The sequence below is a fragment of the Kosmotoga sp. DU53 genome, from assembly GCF_001639905.1.
Taxonomy (GTDB): domain Bacteria; phylum Thermotogota; class Thermotogae; order Petrotogales; family Kosmotogaceae; genus Kosmotoga; species Kosmotoga olearia.
In genome coordinates, this window is sequence record NZ_JGCK01000015.1 from 58645 (window position 1) to 77407 (window position 18763).

13 protein-coding genes and 2 pseudogenes are annotated in these 18763 nt (G+C 41.5%); all 15 read left to right on the forward strand.

Features of this window, described 5'->3' with window-relative positions:
• Positions 1-11 precede the first annotated feature (11 nt).
• The 15 genes and pseudogenes from DU53_RS02235 to DU53_RS13140 all read left to right on the forward strand — a co-directional run bounded on the left by DU53_RS02235 (position 12) and on the right by DU53_RS13140 (position 18755).
• A complete protein-coding gene (locus DU53_RS02235; RefSeq protein WP_063727208.1) occupies positions 12-440 on the forward strand; it encodes a DEAD/DEAH box helicase in 429 nt (142 codons plus the stop codon).
• Between the two features lie 16 nt (positions 441-456).
• Positions 457-528: pseudogene (locus DU53_RS13305) on the forward strand (hypothetical protein); the annotation flags it as partial.
• A gap of 33 nt (positions 529-561) precedes the next feature.
• Positions 562-2163, forward strand: coding sequence for a helicase-related protein (locus DU53_RS02240; RefSeq protein ID WP_063727209.1), 1602 nt, complete (start codon positions 562-564; stop codon positions 2161-2163).
• Between the two features lie 387 nt (positions 2164-2550).
• Entirely contained in the window at positions 2551-3117 is a 567-nt protein-coding gene (locus DU53_RS02245; RefSeq protein ID WP_063727210.1) for a prepilin-type N-terminal cleavage/methylation domain-containing protein, read from the forward strand.
• A gap of 47 nt (positions 3118-3164) precedes the next feature.
• The gene (locus tag DU53_RS02250) at positions 3165-3545 is read left to right on the forward strand and encodes a PilW family protein (RefSeq protein ID WP_153020797.1); all 381 of its coding nucleotides are present in this window, start codon (positions 3165-3167) and stop codon (positions 3543-3545) included.
• A 26-nt stretch (positions 3546-3571) separates the two neighbouring features.
• Positions 3572-6298, forward strand: a complete 2727-nt coding sequence (locus tag DU53_RS02255; RefSeq protein ID WP_063727212.1) for a hypothetical protein — start codon at positions 3572-3574, stop codon at positions 6296-6298.
• A 157-nt stretch (positions 6299-6455) separates the two neighbouring features.
• On the forward strand, positions 6456-7334 hold the full coding sequence (locus DU53_RS02260; RefSeq protein WP_012744985.1) for a radical SAM protein: 879 nt from the start codon (positions 6456-6458) through the stop codon (positions 7332-7334).
• The gene (locus DU53_RS02265; protein ID WP_012744986.1) at positions 7331-8284 is read left to right on the forward strand and encodes a radical SAM protein; all 954 of its coding nucleotides are present in this window, start codon (positions 7331-7333) and stop codon (positions 8282-8284) included. Before DU53_RS02260 ends, DU53_RS02265 begins: the two co-directional genes overlap by 4 nt.
• 20 nt (positions 8285-8304) lie before the next feature.
• Positions 8305-9147 carry a biotin/lipoate A/B protein ligase family protein gene (locus DU53_RS02270; protein WP_012744987.1) on the forward strand — a complete coding sequence of 281 codons (843 nt, stop codon included), beginning with the start codon at positions 8305-8307 and terminating at the stop codon, positions 9145-9147.
• A 186-nt stretch (positions 9148-9333) separates the two neighbouring features.
• A complete protein-coding gene (locus DU53_RS02275) occupies positions 9334-11937 on the forward strand; it encodes a glycoside hydrolase family 38 C-terminal domain-containing protein (RefSeq protein WP_063727214.1) in 2604 nt (867 codons plus the stop codon).
• Positions 11938-11993: 56 nt separating this feature from the next.
• Positions 11994-13262, forward strand: coding sequence for an ABC transporter substrate-binding protein (locus DU53_RS02280; RefSeq protein ID WP_063727216.1), 1269 nt, complete (start codon positions 11994-11996; stop codon positions 13260-13262).
• Positions 13263-13475: 213 nt separating this feature from the next.
• Positions 13476-14378 (forward strand): carbohydrate ABC transporter permease, encoded by a 903-nt coding sequence (locus tag DU53_RS02285; protein ID WP_063727218.1) that lies wholly within the window; start codon positions 13476-13478, stop codon positions 14376-14378.
• A gap of 18 nt (positions 14379-14396) precedes the next feature.
• Positions 14397-15240 (forward strand): annotated as a pseudogene (locus DU53_RS02290) (carbohydrate ABC transporter permease).
• Between the two features lie 13 nt (positions 15241-15253).
• Positions 15254-17401, forward strand: a complete 2148-nt coding sequence (locus tag DU53_RS11795; RefSeq protein ID WP_082853756.1) for an endo-1,3-alpha-glucanase family glycosylhydrolase — start codon at positions 15254-15256, stop codon at positions 17399-17401.
• A 16-nt stretch (positions 17402-17417) separates the two neighbouring features.
• A complete protein-coding gene (locus DU53_RS13140; RefSeq protein ID WP_063727220.1) occupies positions 17418-18755 on the forward strand; it encodes a GH92 family glycosyl hydrolase in 1338 nt (445 codons plus the stop codon).
• Positions 18756-18763 lie beyond the last annotated feature (8 nt).

The window sequence follows — 18763 nt, forward strand, 5'->3', positions numbered from 1 at the left end:
TGGTGAGTTTGATGCCGAAACTTTCTAGTAGCGTAGCCTCCTTTCTTACCAACAACCTGGGCTGGAAAAGTTTAACGACCATTCAAAAAAAAGCCATTCCCGAAATTATCTCGGGTAAGAATGTCCTGATTATTGCCGGCACCGCTTCTGGAAAAACAGAAGCGGCAATGATCCCTATTCTTCAAAAAATGAGCAAAAATAGAGGAAAAGGAATAATCTGCATATACTTTGCTCCTTTGAAAGCGTTAATAAACGATATCGCCCAAAGACTCAAAGGCATATTCGAGAGATTCGATTTTTACGTGGGCAAATGGCACGGCGACGTTTCACAATCTGACAAGATCTACGCACTGAAAGAAGCGAAGATTCTGGTTACTACACCAGAATCAATGGAAGGGTTACTGACATCAAAAAAATTCTCAGCCGGAGATCTTCAGTGATCTACGCTTTGTTGTAATTGATGAGGTTCATAACTTTGCAAATAATCCGCGTGGCGCGCAACTGATGAGCCTTATAGAACGTCTTCAGATAATAAGCCGCAACGAGATCCAGAGGGTAGCCATGTCGGCTACGGTGGGAAACCCGGAAAAGCTGCTTCAGTGGATAACCGGTTGCAGTGAACGGGAATCCGTTGTTATAGAGACAAATTCTGCTTCAAGAAGGGAAATAAATGTAAGGAAAGAGGAAGAAATTGAGTTAAGCGACCTTGTCAAAAATCTGCTGAGCGAAAACAAAAAAATCATCATCTTTGCTGATTCCCGCAAAGAGGTCGAACACTACACACGAAAATTACTCGACAGTGGAATAGAAGCTTTACCACATCACAGCTCCGTATCAAAAACCATCAGAGAATCCATTGAAAAGGCCTTCAAAGCCAACGACAAATCTTGCGTGATTATAGCAACCTCTACACTTGAATTAGGGATAGACGTTGGTAACGTTGATACGGTCATCTTCTTGAATGTTCCATATTCCACGTCGTCATTTCTCCAAAGAATAGGGAGATCAGGCAGAAAAAGTAAACTCTCAAAAGCATGGATACTAATTCCCCGTGAAGAGGATTTAATAAGATTCCTGGGTATAGCTACGATGCTACAAGACGGTGAGGTTGAAAAGGTAAGACCTCTCTGGTATTACCCACAACTGTTTGCCCACCAAATAATAGCTTTGACCTATGAAAAACAGAAGCTTCTCATAGAACACCTGAAAGTGTTGAAGAATGCCAGCCCTTTCAAAGAGATCAAAAAAGATGATTTTGAACTATTAAGAGACCATCTTTTAAACAAACACTACCTGGAGCTAAACTCAGAAAATTATCTTGTTCCTGGAAGCGAAACACTGGAAATAATGGAAAGCGGATATAAAAAGAAAAACTTTGTCGTGCTTTTCCCGACTACTGTTGATTTCATCGTTTACCACAAGGGAGTTGAGATTGGAACCTTACACCCAATCTTTGCGCAAACGCTCCAGGAAAGTTTTCAGAAAGAAGGATACGCTGTTTTCTCCCTGGCAAAAGAAAATTGGCGGGTTGAAAAAATTGACACCCGCAAAAGAAAAATAGATGTTGTGCCAACCAACGAATCACAGATCCCCAAATGGATGAGTTTTGGATCAAAAATGGATTTTGATTTTGCCCAGGCGATCAGAAAAGCCTTGATTTCGCAAGAAATCCCGAAGAACGTAAATGTCTCTGAAACGATTAAAAGCGAACTGCTTGACTTGATGGACGTCGAGAAAAACACCGTTGCTGCTGATAGATATCTGGTCACCTCTCAGCTGGCCACTCCCAATATGTACGAAATAGATGTCTTCACTTACTTCGGAAACCAGGGCAATTTACTCTTAAAATACCTCATTAAAATGTTGGGAATAGAAAAAATTAAAATCAATTGGAGAAGTATAAACATAAAATCAGAAAAGAGTATCGATCGTATACTTGCTGGCTTGAAAGAACTAATTTCAAAACCAGATTCTGAGATTCTGGACCTGCTAACCGCTTTCCTTTTGAAAAACAACAAGGAAATAAGTACACTTTACCTACAGCTTGGAGACACACTGAAACGTTACATTCCTCCAGAACTTCAGGCCAGATCCTTAGCGAAATATTTGCTGGACGAAAGAGTAATTAACGCTTTAAGGTCAGATTTGGCTAGAGAAAGTTGAAAGCGCGCTTCGCGTGGACACGACTGTGAAGCAATTCTCACCCACTCCGAAGGAGTGCTTACCCCTGACGTAGTCAGATACTACCCCCAGCGTAGCTGGGCACACCCCCGGCATAGCCGGGCTTACCTGTTGCGAAGTAGCTTTCTCCAACCTCCAACATCAGCCTCGCTCTTTTGCTTTTACTGCCTTCGAGGTGTAGTCTCATACTTCAGCAGCTTCGATGATTTACCTACGACGAAGTTGCGCTCGACCAAACAAGTTACTAAAAATTTACACGAAACAAATTAGAAACATGTAGAGAGTCATATTTTATCTACTTTTCTCTTTTTACACATGATAGCATTTTATATGAAGAATGCAGACAAAAAGGAGGAGGAGGAATTTATAGTGCTGGCACTCAGAGGTGTCAAGCCTGGTTTAACACTCGTAGAAGTATTGATAAGCCTGGTGGTTTTTACCATAGTAATGGTTTCGGTGACAAACCTTTACACCGAATCAAATCGTTATACCAACCAATTGTTAAAGCGTACGGACGCTTATAGTGAATTATTTACGGCTGAAAATGTGCTTCAGATGGAACTTGCAAAAGCGGGTCCTGATATTAGATATATATCCCTGGTAAAAGAAGCTGGAAGTGAAGATTATAAGGCTGTTAGATACTCTGTATTCATTCCAATGATAAACTATAAGATAACCAAGCAGCTTTATTTCAAAGATGGAAGAATCAAGGTATGGGAAAAACCGTTCAATACGTCCGACTTTTCTTCAGATGTTGTTCCTACTTTAGAACCTCCCGGTATAAACATCATTTTCTCCACAACAGAGTTTGAAAATATAGATATTAAGTTTACGAGTGTTGCAACACAAAAGATTGAGTATACAATTATTGTGGATACCGGTGGTGGAAACACAGTAACGCATAATTCGACCGTATTTCTCATTAATATGGAATAAAGGTTATAAGGACATTTTGGCACGATTTTGTATAATGATTGTTGGTGATGTTTATGAAGCGAGGTTTTAGTTTAATTGAAATGGTTCTCACACTTTTAGTCATTTCTTTGGTTTTGGTTAGCATTTTTCAATCTTTTACGTCCACAAATTCGTTACTAAACAAATCTTACACCAAATTAACGGCTGTAACTGATCTTAAACAAGGCACACTTGCCCTGTGGTTTTTCAGAGACAGTGATCAAGCAGGTGAATATACCACATCAACAAATTTTAGTCGTGATGACAGTATATTCGATGAACTTCGTGAAGAAGGTGTTTCAGAAGACATTGTTGAAAGATTTGAAAACAGTATTGAGTTTTGGGTACTTGAGACCGAAGAAGCGTCAGAAATCTATATAGCGGTTAAACTATTGAAAGATTGGAGATAGGTGCTCAAGTGCCCGGAGGTGGTTGTATGAACAGGAAAACAGGAGTTATTCTTCCGCTCACAATGATTTTACTTCTGACAGTTTCGATTCTCGCCATATCTATGTTGTCAAGAAGTTCGGCAACAGCAAAAATCCTGGTCGAAAAAATAAGCAAATCAGAGCTTCAGATGAACGCCGGAAATATTTTCCTTGCAAATCTAGCTTATATCCAAGAAAAATACTTGGAGCACGGTGCTTTATTGATAGATGAATATACCGAATACACAAAACTTTTCTCAGCACCTTACTGGTATACGAATTTTCTAAGCTCTTTCAATGAAGCCACTCTTGAAGGTAAGGGATGGACCGAATTCTTCGGTATGTTTTACGAAGATAGGTTTTACATTCCTGGTGATGACTTAAGAAAAGTCTTCCAGAAGCTAGCTAAAGGGAAAAATATAGACCTTGTGATGATCCCTCATAAGAAATTCCCGAGTTCGCTCTTAACAATTGTTCAGGTTGAATATCACGGTATCAAAGGTTACTGTTGGGGTGTCGTTAGCCCCAGATACTTTAGCAACTGGTCAAGATTTGAACTTGAAAGCAATACCACCGCTTATTGGTCTCCAGGATCAATAATTACCGGCCCAACCTTTTTCGGTTCTACAGGCCTTGGTGGTGCGGGAAACGGCGGTCTTAGAATCAGCGCAATAGTTCCGCCAGATCCTGATAATGTTTCAGAATATGGTCCCATCTTCAATGGTGAATCATGGTATGAGTCATGGAATATGAATCTTTCTCTTAACCCTGACTTATCCGAAAGAAGACGAATATTTGTAGATCAAGACAATGACGGTGACTATGAAACGAATCTCGGCATCAAAACTTATGCTATTTATGAAGACGGTTCCAAAAAATGGATTTATCTTTCTGATTTTACGCAAGTTATCGTTGCTACCGATTACAAGATTGAAAACGGAAACCTGAAGGTCAAAGGAGAAATAAAGGATTTCATCCCACACGGTGTTTCCGGTGATTTCAACGCGGAATTTTTACCATGGTATTTACCATCCGGAGCTAGAAAAGTAGATCAGGAAACGATAGAACAATTAGAAACCAGGTTTAACGAAATTGCAGATTATTACGACACGCAGTATGGAAATGTTAGTCCCTTGGAAGATATTTTGACTACTTCTTATTTCGCAACCCAGACGATGCTTCAAGCGGTCAATAGTTTCGGAATACACTTTAAAGATACAGAAAGGAACCTTGGTAGTGGAGACAAAACGGTAGTGGAAAGCGACATACAGAATATTACGCGACAGCTAGATGAAACCAATGTTATCAACGATATCATAGATGATGTCAGAGAATGGATTGACAGCAACGAAAAATTGAGGGAATCCGTTAACTACGATCTTGGTTACCCAATAAATTCCAGGTCTTTTTTAAGTGACGGAGATATAGAATACTGGCTCGAAAATTTCGTTTTGATAGAGCTTTCTACTCCTGAGGTAATTGTAGAACAAAAGAAGATAATAACAGAACGCCAGACAACAGGATCAGTCACCATTGTAGATTTTGCTTCCAACGTCTCAATAAGCGGTGACGTTGTCACAGGAAATACCTTAAAAACTATCCTTCAGCGCGATGATATTCCGCTCAATCTATCTGAAAAATACTCTGTCCTCGAATTTTCATGGCCTCGTGAAGTAAGAATCGGTAATGGTGGAACGATTAGAGAAAGATATAGAATAGCAACCCGCAAGGCATTATCATATTCCAAAGCCCCTGTTGATGTTAATTTAATATATCACGGACAAACAATAAGAAGAATCTGGTGGTGGATTTGGTGGAAACCAAAAACATGGACAAAAACAGGTCTTACTGCCTACGTTCCATCTGAAGTTGATTCATGGAGCGATTGGAGCTACAGCGAATGGAGCGGCTGGGAGACAATAGCAGGAGGCCGCGGTCGTGGGCATACTCACACTTACACAGCTAATGTTGATTTTTATTTGATAACCGACCCGGGCAACTTCGATAATATCAATTTTAGCTCTATCGCTGTTTATAAAGTCGACTCTGATGATGAAGGTGCCTATCCAAGTTTCACTTCAACACCAGTTGAAGTTGTTCACCGTGGTCTCATGGTAGTCGAAGATAATGTGGAAATTGGAGGAGCCGGTATCACCGGTGGAATTGGAAAGAATCTCGGAAGAGAAGCGACGGTTATAGACGGCAAGTTCACCATACTTTCGAGGGAAGGAGATATTTCCACAAATGGAGACATTGTCTATAACGATATGCTCAATGATCCAACATTCAGAAATTATTTTATTACCCCGGGAAGGCCGTTCGATCCGGATTATGATCCAAATGATGCAGTCAACAACACCCAGACTGACGACATGTTGAACCTTGTTGTTGCCGATGGAACGATAAAATTACCATATCATAATACACGCGAATGGTATAACAAGGTAAAAAACATAAAGATTACAGCTAATTTATTTGCCTTTGGAAGAGGTTCAAGAGGACAAATTATTATAGAAGGTTATCAACGCTATGCAGAAAACATGGGGTACAGGCACCTCTTTGGAACCATGGTGGATAGAGATAGCGGCGCTGCGGGAATAATAGACAGATGGGGAAACATAACCGGTTTTAGAAGCAGAAACTACTATGATGAAAGGCTTTATGGAAATGAAGATATGCCCTTTGCGACACCAGAATCGAATCTGATACGGGCAACAGGAATTAGTTTCAAGTGATCTTTTGGAATAAAAAACGATAATTTCATTAAAGTCTCCCCGAAAAAGATTGCCGGGGAGATCTTTTTAATTTTAAGTTGATACAATTTCTAAAGGTAACATATAGGAGAAAAATCATCGGAATTCTATTGGAAATTCGTGAAGGTGGTATATAACAATGAAACTCCCAACACATCTCGAAACTTCTATTGAAAACCTAATACAGCAAGCCTGGCAAATAAGGGTAGAGAACTTTCCCGCAGAAATCGAATTTGTCCTCCCCAAGCGAACTAAATCTATTTCAGTAACAGGTACTTACTGTGAGCTCAACTGCGCCCATTGCGGAGGGCATTACCTTAAAGGAATGCTCCCTTTGTCCAAGAACCTGGAGGATTTGGATTATGATAGTTTTCTGATATCCGGCGGGTGCGACAAAAACGGAAAAGTCCCTATACGCCCTTACATGCAAATCCTGAAAAAATTAAAGCAGCACCGGCGTTTCAATTTCCACGTTGGTTTACTGGATGAAGAAGATATGGAAGGTCTGGAAGAAATCGCTGATGTTATATCTTTCGACTTTGTAGGTGATGATGCTACCATCCGGGAGGTCTATGGACTCGAAAAGACTGTTGAAGATTACCTGAGAACATATAGACAGTTGAAAAAACTCGTACGTGTTGTACCTCATATCAGCATTGGGCTCAGGTGCGGCACGCTTTCTGGAGAATTTAAAGCTCTGGAGTTACTAAAAAATGAAGGCGTGGATGAGTTGGTGTTCATAGTTTTTATACCAACACATGGGACCAAACTAGCACACTGCTCTCCTCCTCCAATTGAGAACGTGCTGCATGTATTGGCTACCGCAAGAATCATGTTCCCGGATATACCCATTCATCTTGGCTGCATGCGTCCCGGAGGTGCTTACCGCAAACAATTAGATCCTCTCGCTCTAAGGTGCGGTATCAACAAGCTGGTTACGCCAGCACCTCAGGCAAAAGAAGAAGCCATTAACTTAGGGCTGACCATTAAGCATGGAGAGGAGTGCTGTGCGTTATGATCAGAATTTCCGTTGGAACAGCTAAAGTAATGGGCCTAACAGACTTACAGATAGATGTTTTGCCCACCACCGGTTACTTCATGATAGGCCAGAGTTGCATTTATGATTGCGCTTTTTGTTCTCAGTCACGAACCAGCCATACCCGTTCCGATCAACTTTCCCGCGTGACATGGCCGGAATACGACTTGGAACAGGTTATGAAGCATTTATCTACTACAACTGATAGAGAGGTAATCCGTAGAATTTGCTTGCAGGTCGTTCACCAGCCGGGAATAAAAGACACCGTCCAGAAGATTTTGCATCGCCTTTCTCAAAGTTCTGAGCTTCCCATTTGCGTTTGCATGCGGGTAAATCATGTAAAAGAAGCAGCAGAATTAATAGAATCAGGAGCAGAACGTGTCTGTATAGCTTTAGACGCCGCAAATCCACGCGTTTATGAGCAAATCAAAAACGGTTCCTGGCACAATAGAATGAAATTAATTGAAGAAGCAGCCGCAATGTTTCCAGGGCACATCAGCACTCACCTGATCGTCGGTCTGGGAGAAACAGAAAAAGAAATGGTTGAAACCATCCAGCATATGTACCAGATCGGTGTCACCGTTGGCCTGTTTGCGTTCACTCCCATCAGAGGAACACGCATGTCTAAGAATCCATCCCCGCCACTCGATCAATACCGCCGAATACAAGTAGCACACTGGCTCATTAGACACGGCATCTGTGATGGCAGCAACTTTTCCTATAAAAATGGTTCAATTACAGGCTTTGGACTCAGCAGCAAAGAACTCCTGAAACATCTAGCTGACGGCGAAGCATTTAGAACGAGCGGATGCCCCGATTGCAACCGCCCCTATTATAATGAAAGACCGGGCGGTCCGATGTACAACTACCCACGCCCTTTAACACCTGACGAAATAACAAAAGCAATAGCCGAACTGAAAATAAAGCTTTAAGCAAGAGAGGGAAAAGAGATATGGATAACGAATGGAGATTTATACAGACAGGTTTTCAAGATGGTGCCATGAACATGGCTATTGACGAAGCAATACTTATTTTTCACAGCAAGGGTTTGGTTCCGCCAACCCTTCGTTTTTATGGGTGGTCTCCACCGGCTTTTTCACTGGGTTATTTTCAGAAAGTGGAAAGAGTAGTAGATCTAGAAAAATGCCGTTTAGCCGGTGTGGACTGCGTTCGCCGGATTACAGGCGGAAGAGCTGTTTTCCATGACAAAGAGCTGACATATAGCGTTATTGCATCCCAGCGATTGCCACAGGTATCTGGCAGAGTCATCGAATCCTATCTCAAACTCAGTAAAGGCCTCCTGGAAGGGTTAGCTTTGCTGGGCATCCCGGCAAAAATGGTTGAGAAACCGAGCAAGAAACGGCACACAACAGCGGCTTGCTTCGATGCGCCTTCCTGGTACGAACTCGTAGTAGATGGGAAAAAACTGGTGGGCAGCGCCCAAACCAGAAAGTTCGGTTGCGTTCTTCAACACGGTGCCATCCTTTTAGATCTCGATGTGGACAAGATGTTTGAGCTCATGGCTTTTTCAAACGAAGCACTTCGCAACCGGCAGAAAGAGATTTTTCAGAAAAAAGCCTGCACTATCAAAAGTGTCCTGGGCCGTGAAGTTACCTATGACGAGATTTCTCAAGTAATATTAACTGGGTTTAAGAAATCGCTGGGAGTAAAACTCGTACCGAGTGAACTCACCGACAAAGAACTAAAATTAGCCTCTAAACTTCGAGAGGAAAAATACTCACGGCTTGATTGGTCTTCGCTAGACTCTATGAAAATCCCTGACCTCCAAATTTAAGTTTATAAACTATTCAAAAAATTTAGTAACCAGAAGAATATTCGCTATAATCTCCTATGTTTTGGATTATTGCGAATATCCTGCCAATATTCGTATTTTGGATTGTTGATAATTTTTGATATACATTAGGTTGTATATACAGGTATATAGAAATATAAATAAGTTGAATGAGTTGGGAGGTTAACCATGGAAAAGAAAAAAATAAGAGTACACGTCTTGAGCCACACCCATTGGGACAGAGAATGGTATGCCGCCTTCGAAACTTTCAGAAAGAGGCTCTTAAATCTTATAGACTCACTCATTGAGAATCTTCCAGAAAATCCCCATTTCAAGCATTTCATGTTAGATGGGCAAACAATCGTTCTTGAAGACTACCTTGAGTTGCGTCATCAAAAAAAAGATGAGTTGGTGGAGTTCATTAGGGAAGGAAAAATATCCGTTGGACCCTGGTATATACTCCCGGATGAATTTCTAATAACAGGCGAAGCCCTGATACGGAATTTTCTTATCGGAAAAAGTGTCCTCGACAAACTTGGAATTGGCGGAAATGTGATGAAAATAGGATACCTTCCTGACATGTTCGGGCATAGCGCCTATACTCCCGTCATATTGAAAGGTTTAGGATTTGAAGGGGCGGTACTCTGGAGAGGTATTGGCGATAAGTCCAGAAAAACAGAGTTTTTGTGGAAAGCTCCAAATGGTGATGAAATCCTCGTGATCAATTTAATCAGATCCTATTCAAATGGGGCACACTTCGGAAGAGATATTGAACTCATGAAGAGCGTTTTCAAAAAGGAAATAGAAGAACTCTCAAAACACGCTACCACAGAAAACATATTGATAATGAACGGAACAGATCACGAATTCCCTCTCTTTAATCTTCCTGAGAGGTTCCAGGAATGGTCTGAAGAATTTGGAGCCAAAATAATACACTCATCACTTCAGGAATACCTCAAAAGCGTTAAAAGTCAAAAGCCAGAGCTTAAAACAGTTGAAGGAGAACTAAAAGACCCGAAATACGAACCGGTGCTAAAGGATATAACCTCTACAAGGATATATCTGAAACTCATGAACTTCGAAGCGCAGTTACTTTACCAGAGGTACCTGGAACCTCTATCCACCCTTTTCTTTAACGAAGAAAACTCCCTGCCCAACGAAATAGAATATGGGTGGAGACTTATCCTGAAATCACAACCTCACGACAGTATCTGTGGTTGTAGTATAGACAAAGTCCACAGGGATGTTGATCTCAGGCTTTCCAACGCTCTTGAAATTGGTCTTGAAACACTTGGCTCATATCTCAAGAAACTTTCTGACGAGGATACTTCTGAAAACGAAAAAAGCCTGATCGTTTACAATCCATACGAAAGAGAAAGAGTGACAGTCGTAAAAGGTATCGTTGCTCTCGATCCTTCCAAAAATTATGTGGTAGTAGATGAAGAAGGAAACATTTGTGAGACCTCTATCGAGCCCTTGAACCCGCTTGAAACCGTGGACCTTTTACACCGCGTTGGTGACAACGACTATATCCAGGGAAGTTCCTTCATTACACAATACATCACTGCGATAAGCCCGAACGTGGCCTTTGGAATCAAGCCTGTGAGAATCTCCTTCATGGCACAGCTTCCGGCAATTGGCTTCAAAAAGTTTACTATCAAGGAATCCGAAACAACCAGATCAGTTGAAGATGTGTCAACAAACTTCGAGAATAAGTTTTACTACTTCAAGTTGAATGAGGACGGCACCTTCCAGGTTTTTGACAAGCAGAACAACACCCTCTATGAAAGAATGAACTTCTTTGAAGATGTTGCGGATGCTGGAGATGAATACAATTTCTCCCCAATACCAGATGATAGAGCAATAGCTTCGCCCAAAAACGTTCGGATGAAGGGAGTGAAAAACAGAGGGTTTACAAAAGAAATAGATCTTCTCGTTGAATACGAGATTCCTGAAGAACTGACAAACGATAGAAAAGCACGCTCCGAAAGAGCTGTCACAGTGCCCATAGAAGTCAAATATATCCTCTTCAGGGATGAGCCGAGGATAGACGTGAAGCTTTCACTGCAAAACAACGCAAAAGATCATAAATTAATGGTTGGTTTCCACTTCCCGGAAAAACTGGATCAGGTTGTCAACGATGGTTACTTTGGGCTTGTAAAACATCCAACGAGTGTTGAACCTGACGAAAACGCAACTGAAGAAGTTACCTCAAGGTATGCTATGGAAAGTTTTGTTTCTCTTTCAGGTGAAAAAGGAAAACTGCTGATCACCTCCAGAGGCTTGCATGAATACGAAACACAGATAACAAACGAGGGACTCGATTTGAAGTTGACGCTTCTCAGAGCCGTGGGATGGTTATCAAGAGAAGACCTGTTAACAAGAAAAGGACACGCAGGCCCTGGAATCCCAACACCAGAAGCCCAATGCATAGGCAGGTACAATTACAGATATTCACTAAGGTTCCTTAGTGACGGATCCTCTGAAGAAATGTTCGATGCCTCTCGAAGATTCCTTCTTGATCCGGTACTGATGGAAACATCAGAAGACGCGAAGACACCGACGATATCGTTCTTCGAGTTAGAAGATGGTATTCATTTAAGCGCCCTTAAGATTTCTCAGAATAAAGATGCCGTGATAGCAAGATTTTTGAATATTTCCAATGTTCCCAGAAAAATTTCTTTCAGGAAAAACGTTGAGATTGTAAATTTAGCGGAAGAACCCACGGGCAAAATTATCAGCGAATTCGTTCTAGAGCCCGGTAAAGTGTTGACGGTCAAATCTTCGAAGTAGGGTGGGGGAGCAGAGCCCCTTAACTAGTAAGAATCTTTCAAAGGGAGGTTGGCATTATGAGAAAGTTTCTGTTTGCGTTGACGGTAGTGCTGCTGAGCTCTATCGTCCTGGCAGGAGCCGTAGAGGTTGTTTTCTGGCACAACATGTCGAACCCTGTCGACAAGAGAGCTATCGATGAAATTGTACAGAAATTTAACGAAACGCATCCAAACATCAGAGTGAAAGTAGTCCTTGTACCAGGAAGTGAAACAGAGGTTACCAAGCTCATGACGGCAGTAGCAGCGGGTACTGGTCCCGATGTTTACTACCTTGATAGGTTTACCGTCGCTCAAAGAGCTCACCAGGGAGTTTTAGAACCTCTTGAGGATTATCTAGAAAGCATTGGGATAGACACAACAGAGTTGAGGTCCCAATTCTTCAAGTTCTCCGTAGACGAAGCAAGCTACAATGGAAAGCTGTACGCTCTTCCGTGGGATACTGATGTCAGAGTCCTGTACTACAACAAAAAACTTTTCAGGGAAGCTGGCCTTGACCCTGATAAACCACCGGTAACGATCGATGAACTTGACGAATACGCCGAAAAACTAACTATAAAACAAGGCAACAGATATGTTCAGCTGGGATTCGTTCCATGGTTCGGTCAAGGATGGCATTATACCTGGGGTTGGGCCTTCGGTGGAAAGTTCTATGATGAAAAAACCCAGAAGCTTACTTTCGCCGACGATCCCAAAATCATAGAGTCCTTCAAGTGGCAGAAAAAATACGCTGACAAGTATGGTATGAAAAACCTTGGTGCCTTCTTCTCTATGTTCGGTGCAGAAATAAATCCATTCATAGGTGGAAAGCTTGCCATGGTTGTGGACGGTAATTGGTTCCTTGCACAGATTAGAAACTTTGCTCCGAAAGACTTTGAATACGGTGTGGCTCCAATACCGTATCCTCCCTATGGCGAACCCAACAGCACCTGGGCTGGTGGCTGGAGTCTTGTTATCCCCAAAGGTGCAAAACATCCAAAAGAAGCTGCCGAATTTATTCTGTACATGGCTACTGAAGGACAGACCATATACGCAGTTAAGTCCGGACATCTTCCGACTTACAAAGCCGCACTTCCAAAGTTAATCGAAAGCGATCCTGCACAAGAGGCATTCGCAGAAATCCTCCCGACAGCTCATTGTAGGCCTGTTATTCCCGTGGGAGCTCTCCTGTGGGACAAACTTACTGAAGCGAGAGAATACATACTCTGGGGAAAGAAACCTGTTGAACAGGCTCTCATGGATGCTCAGATTGAGGTCCAGGAAGCTCTTGACAAAGCTCTTGGGAAGTAATGTTTGAAAACAAAGTTGGCTCTCTCTACCGAGAGGGCCAACTTTTCTACTTAATTGTAAAACGAAGTTTGTGTTTACAGCCAAAAATATGTTTCACCGCCCATGTGACAGTATCATAATGTGTTTTCTTACATAACAAACATACCAGCCAGCTCTTGTGTAAGGAAGGAGGTGCAGGCATTCTCCTTTCTTCATTAAATGAGGAAAGTCTGAATGCCGGACGCAATGAAGATGACCAAAAAAACGAGGAAAAATCTGAAAATAGGTCTCCTTTTCGCTTTACCCTGGTTAATAGGATTTGCTGTCTTTACAGTTTATCCTATAATTGCTTCTTTTTATTTTAGTTTCACCGAGTACCATGTGACAACACCCCCTCAATGGATTGGCTTAGAAAATTATCACAAGCTTTTCAACGATATACTCTTCACAAAATCTCTAACCAACACTCTTTACTATGTTGCAGGGCTTGTTCCATTGGGGCTTCTGGTTGGATTGATCCTGGCAGTTTTACTGGTTCAACCTCTAAAAGAGATCGTTATCTATAGAAGTATGATATATCTCCCGAGTATAGTTCCCGCTTTCGCCTTTGCAACTGTAGGGCTCTGGTTTTTCAACCCGTACCTTGGGTTTGTAAATTCTTTTCTATCCTTGTTCGGTATAGAAGGTCCAATGTGGCTTTCTGACGAAAAATGGGCAAAAATAACGATAATACTCCTCTCACAATGGGGAGCGGGAGGAACAGCGCTTATATACATGGCCGCTCTAAAAGACATACCCAAAGAACTCTATGAAGCCGCTGCACTTGATGGTGCAACAAGATGGCAAATGTTCAGAAAAATAACCCTTCCCCTTATCTCGCCAGCGACTCTTTTCTACCTAATCACAAGTTCATTGGCTGCATTCCAGATATTTGACCTACCGCAAATAATGACCGGTGGTGGTCCTGCAAATTCCACACTTTCATATGTCATGTATCTTTACCGCCATGCTTTCACATACGTCAATATGGGCTACGCATCAGCTATGGCCTGGTTCCTGTTTCTTTTAGCCCTTTTTGTGACTTTTATCATATTCAAGACGTCAAAACGCTGGGTGTTTTACTATGGTTCCAAATGATAATAGGGGGATGACAATATGAAGTTCGGAAAGAAGACGAAAGAATTACTCAGGCTTAATATAATAAGAATTGGCTTACTGCTCGTGACGTTTGTTTATATGCTCCCATTTCTCTGGATGATCACCACGTCATTGAAAGCCGATCAGGATCTTTTCCTATTCCCACCAAAATGGATTCCGATCCCTCCAGTCTGGTCAAACTACAAAAAAGCTGTACGAATATTTCCCATTTTTCAGATACTTTATGAACAGCGTAATCATAACCGCTGGATCTGTTGTCGGAGCAATTCTTTCATGCCCATTGGTCGCATACAGCTTTTCAAAAATAAAATGGCCCGGTAGGGATTTTTTCTTTTATCTGATGCTCAGTACCATGATGCTGCCTTTCGCCGTTACGATGATCCCCACCTTCATCATATTCAAAAAGCTCCATCTCGTAAATACCCTGTGGCCATTGATCATTCCATCTTTTTTTGGAAGTCCTATGTACATTTTCCTGATAAGGCAATTCTTTAATACCATACCGGATGACTTCATAGATGCCGCTAGAGTGGATGGTGCCTCAGAATTCCAGATATATTGGAAACTAATGCTGCCTATATCAAAACCAATACTCTTCCTGGTGGGACTGTTCCAGTTTCTTGCTTCGTGGAACAATTACATCGGACCACTCATATACCTGACCGATGAAGAAAAATATCCCCTTGCTCTGGGACTTCCTCTATTTCTGAGCAGATATGGTACACACTGGAACTGGATGATGGCAGCAGCAACACTCGGGTTGATTCCAACAATAATGTTCTTCCTGATTGCTCAAAAATATCTTATTGAGGGCATAAAGCTCTCAGGAATTAAGGGATAAAAGGAGGAATATAATGAGAAAATATATTCTCATTCTCGCTTTTTCCATCATTCTGCCCGTTTTTGTCCTCGGGATTGTGACAATAGAGATTAGAGGGTATACAACATCTGACTGGACACAAATAGAAATGAATTCACCTGTCATAGATGGAGAAGTTATTGAATACAAAGGAATCGGTAACTGTCAGATAATTCCCTGGGGAATAGCTATTCACAAACCCCAATTTGATGAATCAAAAGCTTCTTTCCATATAAAATTGACCTTCGAAGATTTCAGCATAGAGCCTAAAGTTGTCATAAAAAAGGGAGATATAGGAGAAACCTACGTTGAGATATACACTTCTCTCGAAAGCGAAACAGTAAAAATAGCCACCCTGAAGAATTCCGAAAACATAGCAGATGATCCGAACAACAGAAAAGAGTTCAAGATAACGCTTAACAAGCTTGACGAAAACACCAACAATGATAAGAAGACTGAATATGAGAGAAAAACACCCAGGCTTACGCTGGCATTTTACTACGCATGGTATGGAACTCCTGAAGGTCCTATGGGAAACGGGCGGTGGCTTCACTGGTATGGAGCAGGTATGTATTACCAGGGTACCAACCTTCCCGAAATTGGCCTCTACGATTCATGGGATGAAGAGATCTTGAGAGCACATATGTCTGAAGCTGCCGAATCCGGAATAGATGGTTTCGTTGTTTCCTGGTGGGGCCCCGGATCCTATGAAACGGATACCATCAAGAAAATGCTAAACATCGCAAAGGAATTAAACGAAAAAGGAAAAAGATTTTATATAAGCCTCTATTATGAAGGTTACGAGAGATGGGCTACCAGGCAAGAAACCGTAGATGAACTTTGTTTCGCTCTGGAAGAGTTCGCTAAAGACGAAATTTTTCTCAAAGTGAATGGCAAACCGGTGCTCTTCATATACTCAAGGGCTATAAATAGCCTTTCAAAAGAAGATTGGGAATATGTTGTATCACAAGTAAGAGAAAAATGTGGTCCTGCACTTTTTATAGCCGACACTCTGGATGCTAAATTCGCAAAACTCTTTGGCGGCCTGCACACTTACAACGTTTGCGGAACTTTTCGAAAACTTCCTCAGATGAAACTTGGTCTTAGATTCATGAATTTTCAGGCAAGGAAAAATGGGATAATCCACGTTATGAACATAATGCCAGGCTATGACGATACCCACGTAAGGGTTCCCGGATTTTCTGTTGATAGAGAAAATGGGAAACTCTATGAAGAATTATGGAAACTTGTTCTCAATCTTGACCCTGATATGGTAGTAATAACAAGCTGGAATGAATGGCATGAAGGTTCAGAAATAGAGCCGAGCCTTGAATACGGACGAAAATATTTGGAAATAACAAAAAAATGGTCGGAATTATGGAAAGAGAGAGATCAAACAAAGATAAATAAGGAAGCCTTAACTGGCTTTTTCAAAAAACAGTTCGTTCCGGAAATCAACCTCCTCAGAGCCAGTATGTACGTAAAACCGGACAACAAAAGGATATACATTGCCAGCGATAACCTGTTAGCAGCTTATGCTTTGAGACTTTTAAACGATTCTCTTGCAGATACGATAGAAAAAGAACTTGAAAAATACAATAACGGTTATGATGAAAAGCATGAAGTCATCATTGGTGTTAAGATACCAGCCATCTTCTACGGAAGGTACAACGAATATATAACCAGCGAGTTCACCGAGAAATTCGGCTTAATTGACATACTTTATGAAAAACCAGATAAATCAGTAATCATCAACAGCTGGAAAAATTATGCTGATCTGGTTGTTTATAGAGCTTTGAACTTCCTTTTAGATAGGAACGTAAGAGAAGCTGAAAATTTGTTTAGAACACTGATGAGGATGTGGGATGGATACGGACTCAAAGATAAGGCATTCAAGGCCTATTACGAAACCTACAAAACGGCTTTAATAATGATCCTGGCGAAACGGTTAGAAAAGGCTGGTTCAAAAATTGTGGACGATTACCGTTATGAGATAGAAAAAGCCAAGCTGATTCTCAGAAAAACCCAGGCCTTTGAAGGTGGTTTTACTGTTGGATATGAAGTGAAGTCTGGAGAGATAATTCAGGCAGATGATACCAATACCGAAACAACCAGCATTGTGACAATCGCTCTTCTTGAATAAGAGGTGAAGTGAAAATATGAAGAGTTTTTTTGTATCTTTAATGCTTGTGTTTTCAATCATTTCACCAGCCTCAGTTCTGGATTATGTCGATCCCTTCATAGGGACCGGGGGGCACGGTCACACATTTCCTGGGGCAACCGTTCCCTTTGGTATGGTTCAACTCAGCCCGGATACTGATATCAAAGGTTGGGATTGGTGTTCAGGTTATCATTATTCTGATTCCTCCATAATGGGCTTCAGCCACACACACCTCAGCGGAACAGGCGCAGCGGATTATGGTGAAATCAGAATAATGCCAATCGTTGGAAATTTGAAAACACTCCCGGGACCAAAAGACGATCCTGACAGAGGCTACCGATCCAGGTTCAGGCACGAAACAGAGATCGCGAAACCCGGATATTATTCGGTGTTTCTAGACGATTACGAGATACTCGCAGAACTAACCGCATCCACAAGAGTTGGGGTTCATAGATACACATTTCCGAAAACTGATGAAGCTTACATAATACTGGATCTCTACCACAGAATCGGTGACATGGTAGAAAAGGCATGGGTGAAAGTAGTTGGAAACGATGAGATAGAAGGATACATAACCGGAGGACATTTCTGTGGTGCACGCTCTCCCCACACTATTTATTTCGTCGCTAAATTTTCGAAACCTTTCGAGGAATTTGGGACGTGGAAAGTTTTCAGGATAGAACCAGGCAATAGGAAAGAAAAGCTACGGAGTCGTTCAGACCCCTTCGTAGGAGCTTATGTTAGGTACTCGACTGAAGAAAACGAAAAAATAATCATAAAGGTAGCCGTATCTTATACCGGTATAGAAGGTGCAAGAAAAAATCTTTCTGAGGTTCCGGATTGGGATTTTGATCGCGTCAAAAAAGAAGCCTTTGCCGCATGGGTAAAAGAACTCAATAAGATAGAAGTAGAAGGGGAAATTGAAGACAAAATAAAGTTCTACACAGCACTTTATCATTCGTTCATCGCACCAAATATTTTTTCCGATATAGATGGAAAGTACATAGGTCCAGATGATAAAGTCCATTCCGCTGATTATCCCCATTACACTGTTTTTTCTCTCTGGGATACCTTCAGAGCTCTTCATCCTTTATTCGTTCTTCTCCAACCTGAGAGAAATGTGGACATGATAAAAAGTTTGCTTGACATATACGATCAATCTGGCTGGCTTCCAAAATGGTACAAAGCGAACAGATTTACGAACTGCATGATAGGAACCCATGCAGACTCAGTTATAGCGGATGCCTACGTAAAAGGATTGGAAGGATTTGACCTCCAGAAAGCTTATAAAGCAATGCTAAAAAACGCTACCAAAACCTCAAGAATGTTTTTATGAAGCCAGAG